This window comes from Kitasatospora sp. NPDC001309 (assembly GCF_042896295.1).
In the GTDB taxonomy this organism is placed as follows: domain Bacteria; phylum Actinomycetota; class Actinomycetes; order Streptomycetales; family Streptomycetaceae; genus Kitasatospora.
The window spans coordinates 85382-104120 of sequence record NZ_JBIAXC010000037.1 but is presented as its reverse complement, the minus strand read 5'-3'; the positions used below and the strand labels follow the sequence as shown (position 1 = coordinate 104120).

Genomic DNA, 18739 nt, shown 5'->3' with positions numbered 1-18739 from the left:
GACCCCCGGCCCTACGTCTGGACCAAAACCGCTGACCAGATCCTCGAATCCCTCGCTGGATACATCCGACGGATCAAGGACTCAGGACACTAGGGTGGCGCAGCCGATTCACCGACGGACCCGCCGGGTCACGAGGGGTGCGGTTCTCCTCGCGGGGCGGAGCCCGGTACGGCCGGATGGACCGGGTGGACCCGGACGAGGGGGAGCAGTCGCCGGTGGTCCGCCGGGTCGAAGCTGCCGGCGAGCGGGGCCAGCACGGTCGCCGCGGAGAGGGCGACGGCCTCGGCCAGCCGCTCCGGCCACGGGGTTGCGGCGACCAGGCCCGCGGTGAGGGCGGCGACCGCCGAGTCGCCGGCGCCGGTCGGGTTGCCGCGCGCGTCCTCGGGCGGGCGGGCGCGCCAGTCGCCCTCCGGTGTGCTGGCGAGCAGCCCGCCGGGGCCGAGGGAGACGACCACGGCGCGGGCTCCGGCGGCGCGCAGCAGCCGGGCGCCGGTGAGGGGGTCCACCGGGCCCACCGTCGCGGCGAGTTCGGCCGCGTTGGGCTTGACCAGGGCGGGGCCGGCGGCCAGTCCGGCGAGCAGGGCGGGCCCCTCGGCGTCGAGGACGGCGGGCACCCGCGCCTCGGCGGCGAGGGCGACCAGCTGTCCGTAGGCGTCCGGTGGCACGCCGCCGGGCAGCGAGCCGGACAGGACGACGGCCCGGGCGGTGCGCAGCAGTCGGCGGTAGCGGACGGTGAAGTCGGACCATTCCTCGGCGGTGACGGTGGGGCCGGGTTCCAGGTAGACGGTCGCGTCTCCGGTGGCGTCCTCGACCACGGCGACGGTGCGCCGGGTGGGGCCCGCGATCGGTTGGAGTGCGTCGCGCAGTCCGGCGGCGGCGAGGTCGGCCCGCAGGGCCTGCCCGGTGGCGCCGCCGACCAGGCCGGTGACCACGGTGTCGTGACCGAGCGCGGCGAGCACCCGGGCGACGTTGACGCCCTTGCCGCCGGCCCGTTCGGTGACGGCCCCGACCCGGTTGCTGCCGTGCCGGGCCACCCGGTCGAGGCGGTAGGTGACGTCCACGGCGGTGTTGAGGGTGACGGTGAGGATCACGGCGTGCCTCCGACGGGCGACGGGGCTTGGACGAACGGGTCCCCGGCCGACGGGCCCCCGGCCACCAGCAAGTCCCGGGCCAGCAGGTCCCGGGCCAGCAGGGCCGCGCCGAGGCAGCCCGCGCTGCGGCCGTGTTCGGCGGCGACCAGCCGGGGCGGGGTGCGGAAGGCCAACCGCTCGGCGAGTGCCGTGGCCAGCGGGGCGAGGAGGTCCGCCCCGGCCCGGGCGAGGCCGCCGCCGATCACGATCCGCTCCGGGTCGAGCAGGGTGACGGTGGCGGCCAGGCCGTCGGCGAGGGCCGCCACCGCCTCGGCCCAGACCTGGGCGGCGACGGGCTCGCCGGCGTTCGCCCGCCGGTGCACGTCCTCGGCGCCGAGGTCCGGGGTGCCGGTGAGCCGGGCGTGCCGGCGGGCGATCGCGGAGGCCGAGGCGACGGTCTCCAGGCAGCCCCGGCCGCCGCAGGCACAGCGCTCGCCGCCGGGCCGTACGACCAGGTGGCCGAGTTCGCCCGCGATCCCGCGCGCGCCGCCCTGGGCGCGGCCGCCGGTCATCACGGCGGCGGCGATGCCCGTGCCGACGGGGACGAAGACGAAGGAGTCGCTGCCGCGCCCGGCGCCGAGGCGGGCCTCGGCGAGGCCGCCGGCCCGGACGTCGTGGCCGAACGCGACCGGGAGGCCGAGGTGTTCGGCCACCTGGTGGCGGAGCGGGATGTCGTGCCAGTCGAGGTTGACCGCCTTGACCACCGTGCCCGCGCTCTCGTCGACCAGGCCGGGCGCGACGACGCCGACGGCCCGGGGCGGGGCTCCGGCCCGCCGGGCGAGTTCCGCGAGTTCGGCGGCGCAGTCGAGCACGGTGTCGATGACCGCGCCACCGCTCCGGGCGGGCCGGGTGGGCCGGCGCTCACTGCGCAGGACCGTGCCGTCCTCCGCCACCACGGCGCCCTTGATCTCGGTGCCGCCGATGTCCAGGGCGATGACGTTCTCGGCGGCGACGTGGGCCATCGATCCCCCTGCTCGAATCTGCAATGAGTTGCTTGAAGCTGAGCAAAAGATAGGGCAGTCGATCAACTTTGAACAAGAGGGCAGTCGCGACGCCGACCACGGCCAGCGGCGGTCAGAACGCGATGCGGACCTTGAGCGCTGTACGGTCGTCCATCGCCCGGTAGCCGTCCGGGACGCCGTCGAGGTCCACGGTGCGGTCGAAGACCGCGCCGGGGTCGATGGCGCCGGAGAGCACGTCCGGGAGCAGTTCGGGGATGTAGGCGCGGGCCGGGGCGACGCCGCCGGCCAGCGAGACGTTCCGGTCGAACATCTGCGAGATGTCCACGCCGGCCGAGCCGCCGTGCGGCACGCCGACGTAGCCGACCGTGCCGCCGTCGCGGGTGATGGAGAGGGCCGTCCGCATCGACTCCTCGGTGCCGACGGCCTCCAGCACGGCGTGCGCGCCGAGTCCGCCGGTCAGCTCCCGGACGGCCTCGACCGCGGCCTCGCCGCGCTCGGCGACGACGTCGGTGGCGCCGAAGTCGCGGGCGATCGCGGTGCGCCGCTCGTGTCGGCCGAGCGCGATGATCCGCCCGGCGCCCAGTCGGTGGGCGGCGAGCACGCCGCACAGGCCGACCGCGCCGTCGCCGACCACGGCGACGGTGGCACCGGGGCGGACCCGGGCGGAGACCGCGGCGTGGTGGCCGGTGCTCATCACGTCGGAGAGGGCGAGCAGGCCGGGCAGCAGCTTCTCCTCACCGGCGGCCTCCTTCGGGAGCTTCACCAGCGTCCCGTCGGCGAACGGCACCCGCACCGCCTCGCCCTGGCCCCCGTCGGAGCCGACCGACCCCCAGAAGCCGCCCTCGGGGCAGGAGGTGTGCAGGCCCTCGCGGCAGAACCCGCAGGTGCCGTCCGACCAGACGAACGGGGCGAGCACGAAGTCGCCCGGCGCGAAGCCGGTCACCTCGGGGCCGACCGCCTCGACGACGCCGAGGAACTCGTGCCCGATCCGCTGCCCGGGGACCCGGGCGGCGACGCCCCGGTACGCCCACAGGTCGCTGCCGCAGATGCAGGCGTTGACCACCCGCACCACCGCGTCGGTGGGCCGCCGGACCACCGGGTCGGGCACCTCCTCGATCCGGATGTCGTTGGGGCCGTGGATCACGGTGGCGCGCACGAAGACACTCCCGTACTGCTCGGGGACTGGGGTCGGGCCGTCAGGTTCGCCGTCCGCACGCCCCTGCGTCCAGCTACATCTCCTACAGCAGGCCCTTAAGCTGGACTGATGCTCGATGTCCGACGGCTCGTCCTCCTGCGCGACCTGGAGGCGCACGGCACGGTGACCGCCGTGGCCGAACTCCACCGCGTCACGCCCTCCGCCGTCTCCCAGCAGCTGCGGCTGCTGGAGGAGGAGGCCGGCACCGCCCTGCTGGAGCGCACCGGACGCTCCGTCCACCTCACCGCGGCCGGGCACCGGCTGGCTGCGGACACCGGGGCGGTGCTCGCGGCGCTCGACGAGGCCGGGGAGCGGCTGCGCACCGGCGCCGGGGAACCGACCGGCCCGGTGCACCTGGCCTGCTTCCCGAGCGCCCTGGTCCCGGTCGCGGCCCCGCTGGGCGAGGCCCTGGAGCGCGCCCACCGCGGCCTGGAGGTGCACATCACCGAGGCCGAACCCGAGGCCGCCGTACGGCTGCTGCTCCAGCGCCGCGCCGACGTCGCGCTCGTCTACCGCTACACCAACCTCGCCGCGCCCCCGTACCCCGGCATCGAGACCCGCACCCTGCGGACCGATCCGCTGGTCGCGGTGGTGCGGGCCGACCACCCGGCCGCCGGCCCGGCGACGACCGCGGGCGGCGCGGGGGCGCCGGTCGACCTGCGGGAGCTCGCGGACACCTCGTGGATCACCGCCCCGCCGCAGACCCCCTGCGGGGACGCCGTCCTCCAGGCCTGCCGCTCGGCCGGCTTCACCCCGCGGGTGCGGCACACCTGCACCGACTTCGCCGCCATGACCGCCCTCGCCGCGAGCGGCGGCCACACCGTGCTGATCCCCCGGATCGCCGCCGACCGCCTCCCGCCGACGCTGACCGTACGACCGGTGTCGGACGCCACGCTCACCCGCACGATCGAGACCGCGGTCCGCCAGGGCACGGCCCACCAGCCGACGGTCGCCGCCTGCCTCGAAGCCGCCGACCGGCTAGGCTGACCACCGCGGGGCGCCGGAGAGCCGCCTCGACGGGGTCAGCCCGCGAGCGGCGGATTGAGGCGGGCGAAGGCCTCCTGCCGGCGGTACGGGAAGTACGGGTAGGGCGCGGTACGGGCACTGGCGGCGTCCAGCCGGGCGACCTGCTCCGGGGTCAGCGACCAGCCCACGGCGCCGAGGTTCTGCCGCAGCTGCTCCTCGTTGCGGGCGCCGATGATCACGGAGGAGACGGTCGGGCGGCGTAGCAGCCAGTTGATCGCGATCTGGGGGACGCTGCGGCCGGTCTCGGCGGCGACCTCGTCCAGGGCGTCGACCACCCGGAACAGCAGGTCCTCCTCGACCGGCGGGCCGTAGTCGGCGGTGTCGTGCAGCCGGCTGCCGGCCGGAAGCGGCTCGCCGCGGCGGATCCGGCCGGTGAGGCGGCCCCAGCCGAGCGGGCTCCAGACCAGGGCGCCGACGCCCTCCTGCTCGGCGAGCGGCATCAGCTCCCACTCGTAGTCCCGGCCGACCAGGGAGTAGTAGACCTGGTGGGCCGCGTAGCGGGGGCGGCCGTGGCGCTCGGCCAGGTCGAGGGACTTCATCAGCTGCCAGCCGGAGAAGTTGGAGACGCCGGTGTAGCGGATCTTGCCCGCGCGGACCAGGTCCTCCAGGGTGGCCAGCACCTCCTCGATCGGGGTGGCGGCGTCGTAGGCGTGCAGCTGGAAGAGGTCGAGGTGGTCGGTGCGGAGGCGGCGCAGCGCGTCCTCGACGGAGCGCAGAAGCCGGGCCCGGGAGGTGCCGGCGTCCTGGGGGCCGTCGCCGAGCGGCAGGCCCGCCTTGGTGGAGATCAGCACCTGGTCGCGGCGGCCGCGCAGGGCCTCGCCGAGCACCTCCTCGGCGGCGCCGTCGGAGTAGACGTCGGCGGTGTCGAAGAGGGTGACCCCGGCGTCGAGGGCGATGTCGAGCAGGCGGCGGGCCTGCTGGACGTCGGTGCTGCCCCAGGCGCCGAACAGCGGGCCGCGGCCGCCGAAGGTGCCGGTGCCGAGGCTGAGGGCGGGGACCTTGAGGCCGGAGGCGCCGAGGCGGCGGTACTCCATGCCGGTGGGTGCCGTGGTGGTGGTCGTCATGACGGTTCTCCCCTCGGAGCCACTAATGGGACTCCCGTTCCGTTAGGATGTCTCGAAGCTAGCAGACTCCACCCAACTAATGGAACAGGAATCCCGTTAATGGTCGACGAGCCCGACACGCCCTCCACCCCCGGCACCGTCCGCCCCGGCGGCCGCACCGCCCGGGTCCGCGCCGCCGTCCTGCGGGCCGCCGAGGACGCCCTGGTCGAGCACGGCTTCGCCGGCCTCGACCTCGGCGACCTCGCCCAGCGCGCCGAGGTCGGCCGCACCACCGTCTACCGGCGCTGGGGCAGCACCACCGCCCTGGTCGCCGACCTGCTCGCCGACATGGCCGAGCAGTCGCTGCCGCGCACCCGCAGCGGCTCGCTCGCCGAGGACCTGCGGGCCAACGCCCGACTGGTCCGGCGCACCCTGGCCGACCCCCGGCAGGGCGCGCTGTTCCGCGCCGTCCTGGTGGCCGCCAACGGCGACCCGGGCACCGCCGAGGCGCTGCGGCACTTCTACCGGCGCCGGGTCGAGGAGTGGGCGCCGTGCGTGACCGAGGCCGTCGAGCGCGGCGAACTCCCGGCCGACACCGACCCGTTGGAGGTGATCCGGGCCGTCTCGGCGCCGCTCTACTACCGGATGCTCACCACCGCCGAACCGCTCGACGAGGCGGCCGCCGACCGGGCAGCGGCCGCTGCCGAGGCCGCCGCCCGGGCGGGGGCGTACCGACGGGCCGCGAGCTGAGACGGCCGATCGGGAGCAGCTGCGTTACGTCACCTGGTTGCCGGTCAGCGACTGCGGAACGCAACCATCCTTCGTAGCGTCATGGCCATGACGATCACCGTACGAGCCTCCCTGCTCGCCGTCCTGGCCACCGCAACCCTGGCGGCGGGCGCAAGCCCCGCTTCGGCCGCCCCCGCGTCCGTGTCCGTGCCCTACTACGACCAGCAGCTCAACGACGACTGCGAGGCGGCCGCGCTGCGCATGCTCCTCGCCGCCCGCGGCGTGAGCGCCGACGACCAGCAGATCCTCGACCGGATCGGCGTCGACCGGGAGCACCCCGAGTTCGGCCACTCCGGCCCGCTGTCCGGCGACCCCTACGTAGCCTTCGTCGGCGACCCGGACGGCTCGGAGTCGGCCGGCACCGGCTTCGGCGTCTACTCCCCGCCCGTCGTCGCCGCCGCCCGCTCGTACGGGCTCACCGTGCGCCAGGACGGCTCGGGCGTCTCCGTCCAGCAGCTCAAGGACCAGCTGGCCGCCGGCCACCCGGCGATCGTCTGGGTGGACTACCACTGGCGGCGCCTCCGGAGCACCACCTACACGGCCTACGACGGCCGGAGCGTGCTGTACGCCGGGCCGGCCGAGCACACCGTCGTGGTCACCGGGTTCGGCAACGGCAGGGTGTCGGTCAACGACCCCGCCCGCGGCCGGACGACCGTGTCCGAGGAGTCCTTCGCCGACGGGTACGCCACCTACGGGCAGATGGCGGTGGTCATCGACTGACCGGCGCCCGCGCAGCCTGTGAGCGATGTATGAGTTTTTGGCAAGAACCCGCCCCCGAACCGCCCCCGTGGCGCATTGCCCCAGGTCAACCCCCGATACTGACTCCCATGGCACGGCTATTCCTGTTCGAGGACGACGACTCCGCACCCGCGGCCCCGGCGCGCGGCCCGCGCTGCGGCTGCTTCGGGCCGCGGTGAGCGCCGCCGCCCCGGACCCCGCACCGGCCGCCGCGCCCCGACCGTCCGACGACCCGCCGCCGCGCCCGGGCCCGCACCCGCCGCGGCTGGTCCGGCTGCGCCGCGCCGTCGCCGGGCTGCGGCCACGCCTGCTGGTGGCCTTCGTCGCCGTCGCCGCCCTGAGCGCGCTGGCCACCGCCACCCTCACCTACCGGGCCGCCACCACCTCCACCCTCGACCTGACCAAGGACACCGCCCTGGACGAGCTGCGCCGCCGCGTCGACGTGCTCGCCCCGGCCCTGCCCTTCCCGCCCACCCAGGGCGAACTCGACCGCCTGGCCGCCCAGTTGTCGGGCACCGGCGGCTTCCGCGACTGGCGGGTGCTGGCCTCCTACGGTGCCGAGCACTCGGAGTGGACCCAGCCCGTGGCCGTCCCGCCGGCCCTCCAGCACACCGTCGACACCGGCCACGCCGCGTTCCAGCGCTTCGCCGCCGACGGCCACCCCTGGCTCGCCGTCGGCGTCCCCGTCAGCTACGCGAAGGGCGGCCCCGCCGGGGCGTCCGGGCTCACCGTCTACGCCCTGCTCCCCCTCGACCGCGAGCAGAGCGCCGCCTCCGCCCTGCTCGCCGGCGCCGCCGGGGCCGGGGCCTTCGCCGCCGTGCTGGCCGCCGGACTCGCCCTGCTGGCCGCCCGCCAGGTGCTGCGGCCGGTCCGGGCGCTCGGCGACGCCGCCCGGGCCCTGGCCCAGGGCCGGCTGGACACCCGGCTGACCGTCACCGGGCACGACGAACTCGCCCAGCTCTCCAAGACCTTCAACCACACCGCCCGCACCCTCCAGGGCACCATCGAGGAACTGCGCGCCATCGAGTCCCAGGGCCGGCGCTTCGCCGCCGACGTCTCGCACGAACTGCGCACCCCGCTGGCCGCGATGCTCGCCGTCACCGACATCCTCGACGAGGACGCCGAACAGCTGCCCGCCGACACCGCCACCGCACTGCGCATGATCAGCAACGAGACCGTACGACTGACCAGGCTGGTCAACGACCTGATCGAGATCTCCCGGCTGGACGCCGGGGCCGCCCCGCTGCGCACCGAGACCGTCGACGCCGCCACCGCCGTGCGCGAGACCCTCGACCTGCGCGGCTGGGGCGAGCAGGTCGACCTCGACCTGCCCGCCGCCCTGCCCGTCCGGCTCGACCCGCGCCGCTTCGACGTCGTCGTCGCCAACCTGGTCGGCAACGCCCTGCGCCACGGCCGCCCGCCGGTGCGGCTCGCCCTGCGGGGCAGCGAGGAGGAACTGGTGCTCACCGTCACCGACCACGGTCCGGGCATCCCGCCCACCGAACTCCCGCACCTGTTCGACCGGTTCTACAAGGCCGACAAGTCCCGGGCCCGCTCCGAGGGCAGCGGCCTGGGCCTGGCCATCGCCCAGGAGAACGCCCGGCTGCACGGCGGCCTCATCGAGGCCGCCAACGTGCCGGACGGCGGAGCGGTGTTCACCCTCGTCCTGCCCCGCGGACTGGACGGGGAGGAGGAATGGTGACCCTCCGCCGACTCGTCCCGCTGGCCGCGGTCCTGCTGCTGACCGGCGGCTGCTCCATCTCCACCACCGGCTCGGTCCGCAGCGGCCAGCCGGCCACCGGCGTCCAGCCCGGCACCCGGCTGTACTTCCTCGACCAGCACGGCATCCGGCCCGCCATCCGGCCGAGCGCCGAGCGCGAGGACCTCCAGCAGACCCTGGACACCCTGCTGGCCGGGCCCGACCCGACCGAACGGCGCACCGGGCTGTACAGCGACCTCCCCAAGGACGGCCGGGTCCAGGCCACCGCCACCCCCGGCGTGGTCACCCTGCGGCTCTCCTGGCCCGCCGCCTCGCTGTCCGCCCCCGCCATCCAGCAGCTCGTCTGCACCACCGAGGACGCCCCCACCGCCGGCCCGGTGCCGAGGGTCGCCATCGTCAGCAGCGACGCCCCCTCGGCCATCCAGCAGCAGTGCGACCTGCACCGCACCGGCTGAGCGAGGGGGCGTCGGACCGGGGGCACGAGGGCCGGGACCGGTTCGGAACGGGCTCTGACATACGGTCACGAACTTTTGGAATGGCCCGGTTCGGGCGAGTTTCGGAATCTCCGATATACACTGCACGGGCACCGTGGAAAGAGCGACAGGAACCGTCTTTCCGTCGATCGGACAAAAGGCCGAACCGTTGAATCCAGAGGCGATCCTTTTATCGGTTTTTACCCCGGAGGGCAGGGAGAATCCCTACCCGGCCCTGGCTGGACTTCGAGAGCTGGCGCCGGTTTATTATAGTGCGACGATCGGCTCCCATTTCCTGACCACTTTCGCGGGATGCCAGTCCGTTCTCGCCGGTCCGGATTTCCTGGTGCCTGACCGGGAGTGGTGCGAGCGGGAAATCCCGGATGCCCTCGGCCGCCCTGCCGCCGACTTCTTCTACTCCTCGATGCTGGCCACCAACCACGCCGCCCATGACCGACTCCGTCGACTGGCGGCCCGGGAGCTGAGCGCCCGTCGGGTCGCGGCACTGCGGGCCAGGGTCGAGGAGCTCGGCACCGAACTGCTGGACGCCTTCGCGGAGACCGCCGCCGGTGGCGCGGTCGCCGACTTCCACGAGTTGGTCGCGTCGCCCCTTCCGGTCGCGACGGTCGGCGAGCTGATCGGCGTGCCGCGTGCGGACCAGCAGGACCTGAGCCTGCTCGGTGACGATGCCGCCCGGCTGCTGGAACCCGTCCGCACCCCGGAGGACTGGGCCCGGGCCGACCGGGGGGTGAGCGGGTTGCGGGAGTACTTCGCCGGGCTGCTGCGCGAGCGCCGTTTCCGGCCTGCCGACGACCTCGCCTCGGCCCTGGCCGCGGGCTCCCTGACGGACGGCGCCGGGCTGACGGACGACGAACTCGTCGACGTGCTGGTCCTGGTGTTCGCCGCCGGCTTCGAGACCACCGTCGCGATGCTCGGGATGGCGGTGTACGCCCTGCTCAGCCATCCCGACCAGTGGGCCCTGCTGCGGGCTCGCCCCGACCTGGTGCCGGCGGCGCTGGAGGAGTCGCTGCGCTGGGACGCCCCGGTACCGATGACGGAACGCATCACGGCACGGGCCACGGAGGTCGCCGGGGTCCCCCTGCAGGCCGGAGCGAGCGTCATCACGGTGATGGCGGCCGCACACCGGGACCCCGAGGTGTTCGCGGATCCGGACGCCTTCGCGGTCGGTCGGGCGGACGGCCGGGTGCTGGGTTTCAGCGCCGGCGCGCACTACTGCGTCGGCGCCGCGCTGGCCCGGCTGGAGGGATCCGTCCTGCTGCGCCAACTACTCGACCGCTTTCCGCGGCTGACGCTGTCCGGCCCGCCGACCCGACGCACCTGCGACGGTCTGCGCGGCTTCACCCGCCTCCCGCTGGCCCTGGCCGGCTGACCCGCCCCCACAGTCCCGACCACAGCCCTCGGAGGAACCGGTCCCGTGCGCTTCCTGCATCGCGAACGTGCCGCCCTGGAGACCCACCTGACCGGCTTGGACGCCGCCCTGGCGGCCCAGCCCCTGGAGCGCCTGGAGAGCGCCCCCAGCCCGGCGATCGGCGCGTTCCGTGCCGCCGGCGGCCCCGGCCTGCTGGTACCCCGTGCCCTGGGCGGCAAGGGCGTGAGCGCCCTGGAGGCGGTGCGCGTCCAGCGTGCGGTCGGGGCCCGCTGCCCCTCGCTGGCGGTGGCCACCACGATGCACCACTTCTCGGTGGCCGGACTGGTCCGCGCCGCCACCCCGGGCGCTCCGGAGGAGCGGTTGCTCGCCTCGATCGCCGCCGACGGCCTGCTGCTGGCCTCCGCCTTCGCGGAGGGCCGGGCCGGCCAGAACATCCTCAAACCGCACATCACCGCCCGTCGCCGAGGGGAGCAGGTGGTGCTGAACGGCAGCAAGATGCCGTGCAGCCTTTCCCGTTCGATGGACCTGCTGACGGCCTCGGTGCTGCTCGCGGACCAGGACGGCGTCGAGCGGCTGGCCGTCGCGCTGGTCCCCGCCTCCACCCCGGGCATCGAGGTGCGGCCGTTCTGGCGCAACGCGGTGCTGGCCGGCGCGGAGAGCGAGGAGGTGGTGCTGACCGAGGTCGAGCTGGACCAGGAGATGGTCCTGGTCACCGAGGTCACGGCCGACGCGGTACCGGACGACCTCAACACGGCGGGCTTCCTCTGGTTCGAGTTGCTGCTGACGGCCGGCTACCTGGGCGTGGCCAGCGCACTGGTGGAGCGGGTGCTGACCAAGCCCGGCGGCCCCCCGCAGGACCCGACCGGACCCCTGGTGGAGGTGGAGGCCGCGATGCTCGCGGTGGAGTCGGTGGCCCGCGCGATGGCGGACCCGGACCAGCCCTGGGACGACGGCCTGCTGGCGGCCGCGCTGGCGGCCCGCTACGCGGCGGAGGACGCCATCGCCCGCACCACCCGCGGCTGCCTGGCCGCCCTGGGCGGAATGGCCTTCGTCGGCTCGGCCGAGGGCAGCTACCTGGCCTCGGCGGCGGGGGCGCTCGGCTTCCACCCGCCCGCCCGGGCCCGGATGGCCGGCCCGCTGCGCGAGTACCTCGACGGCCGCCCGCTGCGGATCGGATGACGGGCGTGAGCGCCGCGGCCGGCTACCGGGTCGAGGTGGTGCGCGGCGTCGACGCGCTCCCGGAGGGCCTGTGGGAGCGCCTGGCGCCGCCGGACGACCCGATGTGGTCGCGCGACGTGCTGCGCGCGATGGAGGCGTCCGCGATCGGCCCGGACGGGTACGCCCACCTGGTGCTCCGTCAGGACGCCCCCGCGGAGCCGGAGCCACTCGCGGTGCTGCCGGTCAGCCTGTTCCCGCGGCTGCGGCTGGACGAGGTGCTCGGGGCCGACGGCCGACGACGCCTCGCTCCGCTGCGGCGCCTGCTCCCCGGCCCACTGACGGTGCCGATGCTGTTCTGCGGCCACCTGCTCGGCCAGGGACACCTGCTGACCGACCGGCGGCTGCCGCCGCCGGCCCTGGACGCGCTGGTCGGCGGGGCGCTCGCGATGGCCCGCCGGGAGGGGCTCGGCACGGTGGTGTTCAAGGACTTCGCGCCGGTCGAACTGGCGGCGCTGCGGCCCGCCCTGGCCGGCGCCGGCTTCTTCTTCCTGCCCGCCCTCCCGGACACCGAACTCCGCCTGGGCCCGGGAGGGTTCGAGGACTACCTGACCCGCCTGCCCGCCAAGGCGCGGCGCAACGCGCGCAGCAAACTGCGCCGGGCGGCGGCCTGGCCCGGGCTGCGGACCGAGGTGCTGGAGGACTTCGCGTACCTGCTGCCGGAGATGCTCGGGCTGTACCGACAGGTGATGGACCGGGCCGACCAACGGCTGGACGTGTTGGACGCCGACTTCCTGACCGCCGTCCACACCGGGCACTCGGCCGGACGCCGACTGGTGGCCTGCTTCGAGGGCGAGCGGCTGGTGGCCTTCCTCCTCTGCCTGTTCGCCGGGACGGGCGCCACCGGAGCCCGGATCGGCCTGGACTACCGGATCGCCCACGACGCCGGGCTCTACCACGCCGTGCACCACGCGGCGATCCGGCTGGCCATCGACTCGGGATGCACCCACATCCGGTTCGCCCAGACCGCCTACCAGCCGAAGGTCGAGCTCGGCTGCGACCTCGTCGAGCAGTGGTACGCGATGACGCAGCTCCATCCGCTGCGGCGGGCCCTGCTGCGCCGGATGCTGCCCCCGGCCCTGACCGCCGCGAGGGCGAAGGCCCTCGGGCCGCACGCCGAACACGTCCCCCCGTCCCTCCCTGAACCGAAGGGGTTGTCCCGTGCCGCACGTTGAGGTGGACCTGCCGATCGCCGCGCCGCCGGAGCTGGTCTGGGCGGCGGTGGTGGACGTGGAGTCGTACCAGCACTGCATGGAGAGCGTGGACGAGGTGGTGGTGGTCGAGCGGACCGACGAACGCCACCGCACCACCGCGTGGTCGGTGCGGCTGGAGGGATCGGTGCTGCGGTGGACCGAGGCGGAGGTGATCGACCCGGCGGCCCGGCGGTTCGACTTCCGCCAACTCACCGGGGACCTGGGCGAGTTCTCCGGCCACTGGGCGGTCAGGGAGGTGGCCGACGGCGGCAGCCGGGTGGAGCTCTGTGTCGACTTCGACATCGGCATCCCGCTGCTCGCGGAGATGCTCAACCCGATCGCGGCCGACGCCCTGCGGGAGAACGCCGAGCAGATGCTGACCGCACTGCGCGCCCGGCTCGTCCCGGTCGCGGTGGTGGCCCGATGACGCGTGGCCCGATGACGCCGACCGCCGCGACCGAGGTGTTCGACCAAGTGCGCCGGCACCTGTCCGGGAAGCTCGCGCTGACCAGTGGCTTCGCCGGGCGCGGTGCGGTCGAGACGGCCGCCGAAGGCACCAGGGTGACCCTGTCCGACGGGCGCCGGGTGCTGGACTTCGGCTCGTACGCCGTCACCCTGCTCGGCCACCGGCACCCCGAGGTACTCGCCGCCGTCCACCGGCAGCTGGACGCCATGCCCACCGCCACCCGGAGCCTGGCCAACCCCGTGGCCGCCGACGCGGCCGGCCGGTTGGCGGCGCACCTCGGGCACGCCCTGCCGAAGGTCCACTTCGGGCTGAACGGCTCGGACGCGGTGGAGGTCGCCGTCAAGCTGGCCCGACTGGCGACCGGCCGGGAGCGGGTGCTCGCGGTGTGCGGCGGCTTCCACGGGAAGTCGCTCGGCGCCCTGGCCCTGACGCACAGTCCGCTCTACCGGGTCGGCCTGCGCGGCTGCGCCGTGGAGGTGGCGCACCTGGACCCGCAGGACGCGCGGGCCTTCGCCCGGGAGCTGGCGGCGGGACCGGTGGCCGCGCTGGTGTTCGAGCCGGTCCAGGGGGAGAACGGTGCGGTACCGCTCCCGATGGAGGTGCTGCGCCAGTGGTGCGCGGATGCGGTCGAGCACGGGGCGATGGTGATCGCCGACGAGATCCAGTGCGGCCTGCGCCGCTGCGGTGAGCCCTCGCTCGCGCTGGCCGAGGGCCTACCGGTGGACGGCGTGCTGCTGGGCAAGCCGCTCGGCGGCGGCGTGGTCCCGCTGTCGGCACTGGTCAGCTCGGAGCGGCTGTACGCGCCGCTGGAAGCCGATCCGTTCCTGCACTCCGCGACCTTCGGCGGACACCCGCTGAGCTGTGCGGCCCTGCCGCCCGCGCTGGCGGCCATGGACCGCCTGGCCGGGCACGGCCGGGTGCTCTCCGCCCTGCTGGACTCCGGCCTGGAGCACCTGCGCGCCCGCCACCCGGAGACGGTGCGCGAGGTGCGGGGGCGGGGTCTGCTGCGCGGCGTCGAGCTGGATACGCCCGCCCACGCGGGCGCGACGGTCCTCGAACTCGCCGCCCGTGGCCTGCTGGTCTCACCCTGTCTGGGCCGCCCGACCACCATCCGGCTGCTGCCGCCGCTGGTGGCCACCGAGGCCGAGCTCGCCGAAGGTCTCGGCCTCCTGGACGAGGCCCTGACCGCCGTGGCCGCCCGATGAACCCCGCACCCTCAGGAAGGAGTGACATGCCCACGCGTGAGGAACTGGCCCTGATGGTCCGGACGACGATCTCGGACGTGCTCGGCACGGAGGTGGAGGAGGTGCACGAGCGCACCAGCCTGTCGGCCGACTACGGCATCGACAGCCTGGAGCTGATGGAGATCGGCTCCCGCCTCGAACGCGCGCTGGCCCTGCGGATCGAGGTCGAGGACCTGACCCGGGCCGAGGACGTCGGCCAGGCGATCGACCTCCTCACGCTCCGGACGGGGGACCGGTGACGGCGAACCGGGATTCCAGGCGTCCGGACGGCGGCCACCGGGTGGCGGTCACCGGGATCGGGGTCAAGTCTCCGGCGGGCACCGGCGTGCAGGAGGCCTACGAGTCGGTGCTCAAGGCCCGGCCCACCGCCGGGGTGGTCGACCTCCTGGTGCAGCGGGGCGTCTCGGTGACCATCGCCTCGCTGGTGCCTCCGTTCGACGTCGAGGCGTACCTGACCCGCCGTGAGGCCCGGCAGATCGACCGGGCCGCGACCCTGCTGCTCTGCGCGGCCTCCGACGCCGTCGCCGCGGCGGGCCTCACCGACGGCGGTCCGCCGCCGGACCGGGTGGGCGTGCAGATCGGCACCGGCATGGGCGGTCTGGCCAGCATGGAGCAGGTGACCACGGACCACTGGGACAGCCCCGGCGGCCTGCCGGTGCACACCGTGCCGCGCACCATGGCGAACTCCGCGGCCTCCCGCCTGGCCCTGCGCTACGGCCTCCGGGGTGCCTGCACCACGTACTCCTCGGCGTGCGCCAGCGGCACCACCGCGATCGGCGAGGCGGCCCGGCGGATCCGCTACGGCGAACTGGACGCGGCGGTGGCGGGGGGCGTGGACGCGCCGGTGACCACGGTGATCGTCGGCGCGTTCGCGAAGATGCGCGCCATGTCGGCGCGCAACGGCGAACCGGCCCTGGCCAGCCGCCCGTTCGACGCGGACCGGGACGGCTTCGTGATGGCCGAGGGGGCCGCCGTCCTGGTGCTGGAACGCTGGGACGCGGCCCTGGCGCGGGGCGCGGCGATCCTGGGCGAGGTGGCGGGGTACGCGGACAACTGCGACGCCTTCCACATCGTGGCCCCGATCGAGGACGGCGAGGTGGCGGCCCGCTGCATGCGACGCGCGATCGCGGACGCGGGGCTGGCACCGGCGGACATCGGCCACGTCAACGCGCACGGCACCTCGACGGTGCTCAACGACCGGGCGGAGGCCCGGGCGATCGAGCGCTGCTTCGGCGCCGGGGCCCTGCCCGTGACGGCGATGAAGGGCGTGACGGGCCATCTGATCGGCGGCTCCGGAGCGTTGGAGGCAGCGCTCGGCCTGCTCTGCGCGACCCGGGGCGAGGTGCCCCCGATCGCGAACCTCGGCACCAGCCCGGAGGCCGACCTGGTGGACCTGGTCCGCTCCGTGCCGCGCGGCATCGCACCGGCGCCGGTCCTCTCCAACTCCTTCGGCTTCGGCGGCCAGAACGCCTGCCTGGTGCTCGTCCCCGCCTGACCTTCCCCGATTCCCCCCTCGTATCCCCTCCTCGTTCCGGGACGTCCCATGCGAATCCTCCTGACCGGCGCGACCGGTGTGGTCGGCACCGAGGTCACCGGCCTGCTGCGGGCGGCGGGCCACACGCCCGTGCCGGTGGCCCGCCGAGCCACCGCCGACGCCTCGGTCGCCGAGGCCTCGGTCCGCTGGCGGATGGGGGCCGAACCCCCGCCGGCCGAACTGGCCGGCCACTGGGACGTGATCGTCCACGCGGCGGCCACCACCCGCTGGACCCTCACCCGTCCGGAGGCCGTCGCCGCCAACGTGGAGCCGCTGCGGGCAGTGCTCGCCCTGGCCGACCGGGACACCCACCTGGTGCACGTCTCGACCGCCTACGTCGGCGGCACCCGCAACCCCGGCGACCTTCGCAGCGCGCAGTTCGAGGGCTATCGCAACGGCTACGAGTGGTCCAAGGCCCGCTGCGAGGACCTGGCCCGGGCCGAGCACCCCGGACCGCTCACCGTGGTCCGCCCGCCGCTGGTCGTCGGCCGCAGCCGGGACGGGCGGATCGCCCGCTTCTCGGGGCCGTACACGATCCTCCAGGCCCTGGTGTCCGGCCTGGCCGCCGTCGTGGTCGGTGACCCGGACGGCTACGCCGAGATCAGCCCCGTCGACCAGGTCGCCCGGGTGATCGCAGCCGCCGGCCTCGCCGAGCCCCCGCCGACCCCACGCACCGAGGTGATCGCGGCAGGGCCGGCCTGTCTGACGCTCTCCACCCTGCTCGACGTCATCTGCGACACCCTCAACTCCTGCCGCGCCGCCCACGGGATCGCCCCGGTGGAGCGCCCGCCGCTCGTCCCGACGGAACGCTGGAACCGCTTCTTCCTGCCCCTGGCGGACCGTCACCTCTCGCCGTTCCAGGCCCAGGCCGTCAAGCTGCTCGCGATGTTCCAGAGCTACACCTCGATGACGGAGCCCTTCACCCCCACCCATCCGGTCACCGACCCCGCCACCGTGATGGCCACCGCCGTGCGCCACTGGGCCGACGCCAAACCCCGTCTCGCCCTGGCCCGCCCGCAGCCGTGGACGGCCCTCACCACGGCCTCCTGACCCGACGTCACGGCCGGACCGGGCGGCAGAGCTGCGCTCCGGCCGAGGGTCGACTCGGCTTCAGAGTGGCAGCAGCTGGGTGACGTCGTGGCGGTTGCCGCCGGTCAGGGTGATGGCCGGCGGTGTGCCGTGGCCGTCCGTGATCACGTGGTGCTTCGAGCCCGGTCGGGCACGGTCGACCATGGCCACCTCGCCGTTCTGTTAGCTCCTCTTAGAAGAAGGAGTCGTCGTCCTCGTAGTAGTTGTTGACGACCACCTGCGGCTCGTCGTCGCTCAGCGCCTCGTTCAGCAGCATGCCGCCGACCAGGCCGGCCGCACCCGCGCCGATCATCGCGCCGGTGCCGAAGCGGCGGCCGCCCTGCTCCTGCTGCTGGGCGGGCACCTGCGGCTGCGCCTGCTGCGGGTAGCCCTGCTGGGGGTAACCGGCCTGCGGCGGGGTGTAGAACGGCGGGACGGTGGTCTGCACCCGCTGGGCGCAGGCGGCGCAGGTCTCGACCTGGCGCGGCACGCCCCACTGCGGCTGCCACAGCACCACGGCCGAACCGGCGCCGTGGGTGGGGTCGAAGAAGCACGTCACGGGTGAACTCCCTGTAGCTGGCTGGGTCTTCGGAACGGCGGGGACGACCGGCGGCGCCGCGGGCGCGACCGGTACGGGCGCGGAGACGGGGGCAGGGGCAGGGGCCGGAGCCGCCGGCGCGGGCTGCAGGACGTCGACCCCGAAGTCGGTGGCGATGCCCGCGAGCCCGGAGGCGTAGCCCTGCCCGACCGCGCGGAACTTCCAGTCCGCGCCGTTGCGGTAGAGCTCGCCGAACACCATGGCCGCCTCGCTGCCCGTCTCGGGCGTCACGTCGTAGCGCGCCACCTCGGTGCCGCTGTCCGCGTCGACGACCCGCACGTACGCACGGCGCACCTGGCCGAAGCTCTGCCGCCGCTGCGCCGCGTCGTAGATCGCCACCGCGAAGGCGACCTTCTCCACCTGCGCCGAGACGTCCCCGAGCCGGACCTCGATCCGCTCCGCGTCCTCGCCGCCCCCGCCGGAGCCCAGGTGGCGGACCGCACCGTCCGGGCTCTGCAGGTTGTTGAAGAAGACGAAGTGCTGGTCCGTGAGGACCTTCCCGGACGGGCCGCACAGCAGCGCGCTGGCGTCCAGGTCGTACCCGGCTCCGGCCGTCCACCCGAGGCACACCCGGACGGACCGCACGCCGGGCGCCTGCCGGGCCAGGGAGACGTTGCCACCCTTCGTCAGGGCCACACTCATGGGGTTTCCTCCACCACCGTCCGAATCACGCTGTTCGACCACGACAACGCTGTAGAGCTCACGCCGGTTCCCGCCCCTGCGACCCGATGCGGACGGGGAGTTCCAGCAGGCCGCGGGCGCGCAGCGCGGGGCGGTGGCGCAGCTCCTCGGCCGCGGTGTCCAGGGCCAGGTCGGGGAAGCGGCGCAGCAGGTGCCGGACGGGCAGTCCGTCCGGGCCGGTGACCCGGTGCACGGGCGCCTCGGCGCGCAGCGCGGCGTAGGCGCCGTAGGGGTCGCTGATCAGGGACTTCACGGTCGGATCGAGGGGTGTCAC

General features: G+C 74.9%; 19 protein-coding genes and 1 pseudogene. 13 read left to right on the top strand and 7 right to left on the bottom strand.

All coding sequences use genetic code 11. The features are described 5' to 3' along the window. Positions 1–128: 128 nt before the first annotated feature. From ACFY2K_RS31105 to ACFY2K_RS31095, 3 genes are all read right to left on the bottom strand, one after another. The gene (locus tag ACFY2K_RS31105; RefSeq protein ID WP_387715985.1) at positions 129–1091 is read right to left on the bottom strand and encodes a 1-phosphofructokinase family hexose kinase; all 963 of its coding nucleotides are present in this window, start codon (positions 1089–1091) and stop codon (positions 129–131) included. Further along, positions 1088–2092: an ROK family protein gene (locus tag ACFY2K_RS31100; protein WP_387715982.1), complete on the bottom strand. Its 1005-nt coding sequence runs from the start codon at positions 2090–2092 to the stop codon at positions 1088–1090. The genes ACFY2K_RS31105 and ACFY2K_RS31100 overlap by 4 nt, the downstream gene beginning before the upstream one ends. Before the next feature lie 112 nt (positions 2093–2204). Then, positions 2205–3248, bottom strand: a complete 1044-nt coding sequence (locus tag ACFY2K_RS31095) for a zinc-dependent alcohol dehydrogenase family protein (RefSeq protein WP_380526750.1) — start codon at positions 3246–3248, stop codon at positions 2205–2207. Between the two features lie 108 nt (positions 3249–3356). On the opposite strand from ACFY2K_RS31095, the gene ACFY2K_RS31090 reads away from it, so the two are divergent. Further along, positions 3357–4274, top strand: coding sequence for a LysR family transcriptional regulator (locus ACFY2K_RS31090; RefSeq protein WP_380644806.1), 918 nt, complete (start codon positions 3357–3359; stop codon positions 4272–4274). A 35-nt stretch (positions 4275–4309) separates the two neighbouring features. On the opposite strand, the gene ACFY2K_RS31085 is transcribed toward ACFY2K_RS31090, so the two are convergent. After that, complete coding sequence (locus ACFY2K_RS31085; RefSeq protein ID WP_387715994.1) at positions 4310–5347, bottom strand: aldo/keto reductase; 1038 nt, start codon at positions 5345–5347, stop codon at positions 4310–4312. 129 nt (positions 5348–5476) lie between these two features. On the opposite strand from ACFY2K_RS31085, the gene ACFY2K_RS31080 reads away from it, so the two are divergent. From ACFY2K_RS31080 to ACFY2K_RS31025, 12 genes are all read left to right on the top strand, one after another. Then, positions 5477–6106: a TetR/AcrR family transcriptional regulator gene (locus tag ACFY2K_RS31080; RefSeq protein ID WP_380526747.1), complete on the top strand. Its 630-nt coding sequence runs from the start codon at positions 5477–5479 to the stop codon at positions 6104–6106. An 87-nt stretch (positions 6107–6193) separates the two neighbouring features. Further along, on the top strand, positions 6194–6865 hold the full coding sequence (locus ACFY2K_RS31075; protein ID WP_380526745.1) for a C39 family peptidase: 672 nt from the start codon (positions 6194–6196) through the stop codon (positions 6863–6865). A 193-nt stretch (positions 6866–7058) separates the two neighbouring features. Further along, on the top strand, positions 7059–8585 hold the full coding sequence (locus tag ACFY2K_RS31070; RefSeq protein WP_387715976.1) for an ATP-binding protein: 1527 nt from the start codon (positions 7059–7061) through the stop codon (positions 8583–8585). Next, positions 8579–9058, top strand: coding sequence for a GerMN domain-containing protein (locus tag ACFY2K_RS31065; protein WP_380526741.1), 480 nt, complete (start codon positions 8579–8581; stop codon positions 9056–9058). Before ACFY2K_RS31070 ends, ACFY2K_RS31065 begins: the two co-directional genes overlap by 7 nt. 364 nt (positions 9059–9422) lie before the next feature. Continuing rightward, complete coding sequence (locus ACFY2K_RS31060) at positions 9423–10466, top strand: cytochrome P450 (protein ID WP_380526739.1); 1044 nt, start codon at positions 9423–9425, stop codon at positions 10464–10466. 45 nt (positions 10467–10511) lie between these two features. Beyond that, positions 10512–11645 carry an acyl-CoA dehydrogenase family protein gene (locus ACFY2K_RS31055; protein WP_380526737.1) on the top strand — a complete coding sequence of 378 codons (1134 nt, stop codon included), beginning with the start codon at positions 10512–10514 and terminating at the stop codon, positions 11643–11645. Next, on the top strand, positions 11642–12856 hold the full coding sequence (locus ACFY2K_RS31050) for a GNAT family N-acetyltransferase (protein ID WP_387715971.1): 1215 nt from the start codon (positions 11642–11644) through the stop codon (positions 12854–12856). The genes ACFY2K_RS31055 and ACFY2K_RS31050 overlap by 4 nt, the downstream gene beginning before the upstream one ends. After that, positions 12843–13301 carry a type II toxin-antitoxin system RatA family toxin gene (locus tag ACFY2K_RS31045; RefSeq protein ID WP_380526733.1) on the top strand — a complete coding sequence of 153 codons (459 nt, stop codon included), beginning with the start codon at positions 12843–12845 and terminating at the stop codon, positions 13299–13301. The genes ACFY2K_RS31050 and ACFY2K_RS31045 overlap by 14 nt, the downstream gene beginning before the upstream one ends. After that, positions 13298–14545, top strand: coding sequence for an aspartate aminotransferase family protein (locus ACFY2K_RS31040; protein WP_387715968.1), 1248 nt, complete (start codon positions 13298–13300; stop codon positions 14543–14545). The genes ACFY2K_RS31045 and ACFY2K_RS31040 overlap by 4 nt, the downstream gene beginning before the upstream one ends. Positions 14546–14571: 26 nt before the next feature. After that, positions 14572–14823, top strand: coding sequence for an acyl carrier protein (locus ACFY2K_RS31035; protein WP_380526729.1), 252 nt, complete (start codon positions 14572–14574; stop codon positions 14821–14823). Then, the gene (locus tag ACFY2K_RS31030) at positions 14820–16079 is read left to right on the top strand and encodes a beta-ketoacyl-[acyl-carrier-protein] synthase family protein (protein ID WP_380526727.1); all 1260 of its coding nucleotides are present in this window, start codon (positions 14820–14822) and stop codon (positions 16077–16079) included. The genes ACFY2K_RS31035 and ACFY2K_RS31030 overlap by 4 nt, the downstream gene beginning before the upstream one ends. A gap of 48 nt (positions 16080–16127) precedes the next feature. Further along, positions 16128–17168 (top strand): SDR family oxidoreductase, encoded by a 1041-nt coding sequence (locus ACFY2K_RS31025; protein WP_380526725.1) that lies wholly within the window; start codon positions 16128–16130, stop codon positions 17166–17168. A gap of 63 nt (positions 17169–17231) precedes the next feature. On the opposite strand, the pseudogene ACFY2K_RS31020 reads toward ACFY2K_RS31025, so the two are convergent. From ACFY2K_RS31020 to ACFY2K_RS31010, 3 genes and pseudogenes are all read right to left on the bottom strand, one after another. Beyond that, positions 17232–17345: pseudogene (locus ACFY2K_RS31020) on the bottom strand (IS5/IS1182 family transposase); the annotation flags it as partial. A gap of 34 nt (positions 17346–17379) precedes the next feature. Continuing rightward, complete coding sequence (locus ACFY2K_RS31015; RefSeq protein WP_387715964.1) at positions 17380–18426, bottom strand: TerD family protein; 1047 nt, start codon at positions 18424–18426, stop codon at positions 17380–17382. A 58-nt stretch (positions 18427–18484) separates the two neighbouring features. After that, entirely contained in the window at positions 18485–18739 is a 255-nt protein-coding gene (locus ACFY2K_RS31010) for a hypothetical protein (protein ID WP_380526721.1), read from the bottom strand.

Coding starts and splice junctions, on each gene's coding strand:
- ACFY2K_RS31100 (WP_387715982.1), bottom strand. CDS start 2,092: ATGGCCCACGTCGCCGCCGAGAACGTCATCGCCCTGGACATCGGCGGC.
- ACFY2K_RS31090 (WP_380644806.1), top strand. CDS start 3,357: ATGCTCGATGTCCGACGGCTCGTCCTCCTGCGCGACCTGGAGGCGCAC.
- ACFY2K_RS31085 (WP_387715994.1), bottom strand. CDS start 5,347: ATGGAGTACCGCCGCCTCGGCGCCTCCGGCCTCAAGGTCCCCGCCCTC.
- ACFY2K_RS31080 (WP_380526747.1), top strand. CDS start 5,477: ATGGTCGACGAGCCCGACACGCCCTCCACCCCCGGCACCGTCCGCCCC.
- ACFY2K_RS31075 (WP_380526745.1), top strand. CDS start 6,194: ATGACGATCACCGTACGAGCCTCCCTGCTCGCCGTCCTGGCCACCGCA.
- ACFY2K_RS31065 (WP_380526741.1), top strand. CDS start 8,579: ATGGTGACCCTCCGCCGACTCGTCCCGCTGGCCGCGGTCCTGCTGCTG.
- ACFY2K_RS31050 (WP_387715971.1), top strand. CDS start 11,642: ATGACGGGCGTGAGCGCCGCGGCCGGCTACCGGGTCGAGGTGGTGCGC.
- ACFY2K_RS31040 (WP_387715968.1), top strand. CDS start 13,298: ATGACGCGTGGCCCGATGACGCCGACCGCCGCGACCGAGGTGTTCGAC.
- ACFY2K_RS31035 (WP_380526729.1), top strand. CDS start 14,572: ATGCCCACGCGTGAGGAACTGGCCCTGATGGTCCGGACGACGATCTCG.
- ACFY2K_RS31025 (WP_380526725.1), top strand. CDS start 16,128: ATGCGAATCCTCCTGACCGGCGCGACCGGTGTGGTCGGCACCGAGGTC.
- ACFY2K_RS31015 (WP_387715964.1), bottom strand. CDS start 18,426: ATGAGTGTGGCCCTGACGAAGGGTGGCAACGTCTCCCTGGCCCGGCAG.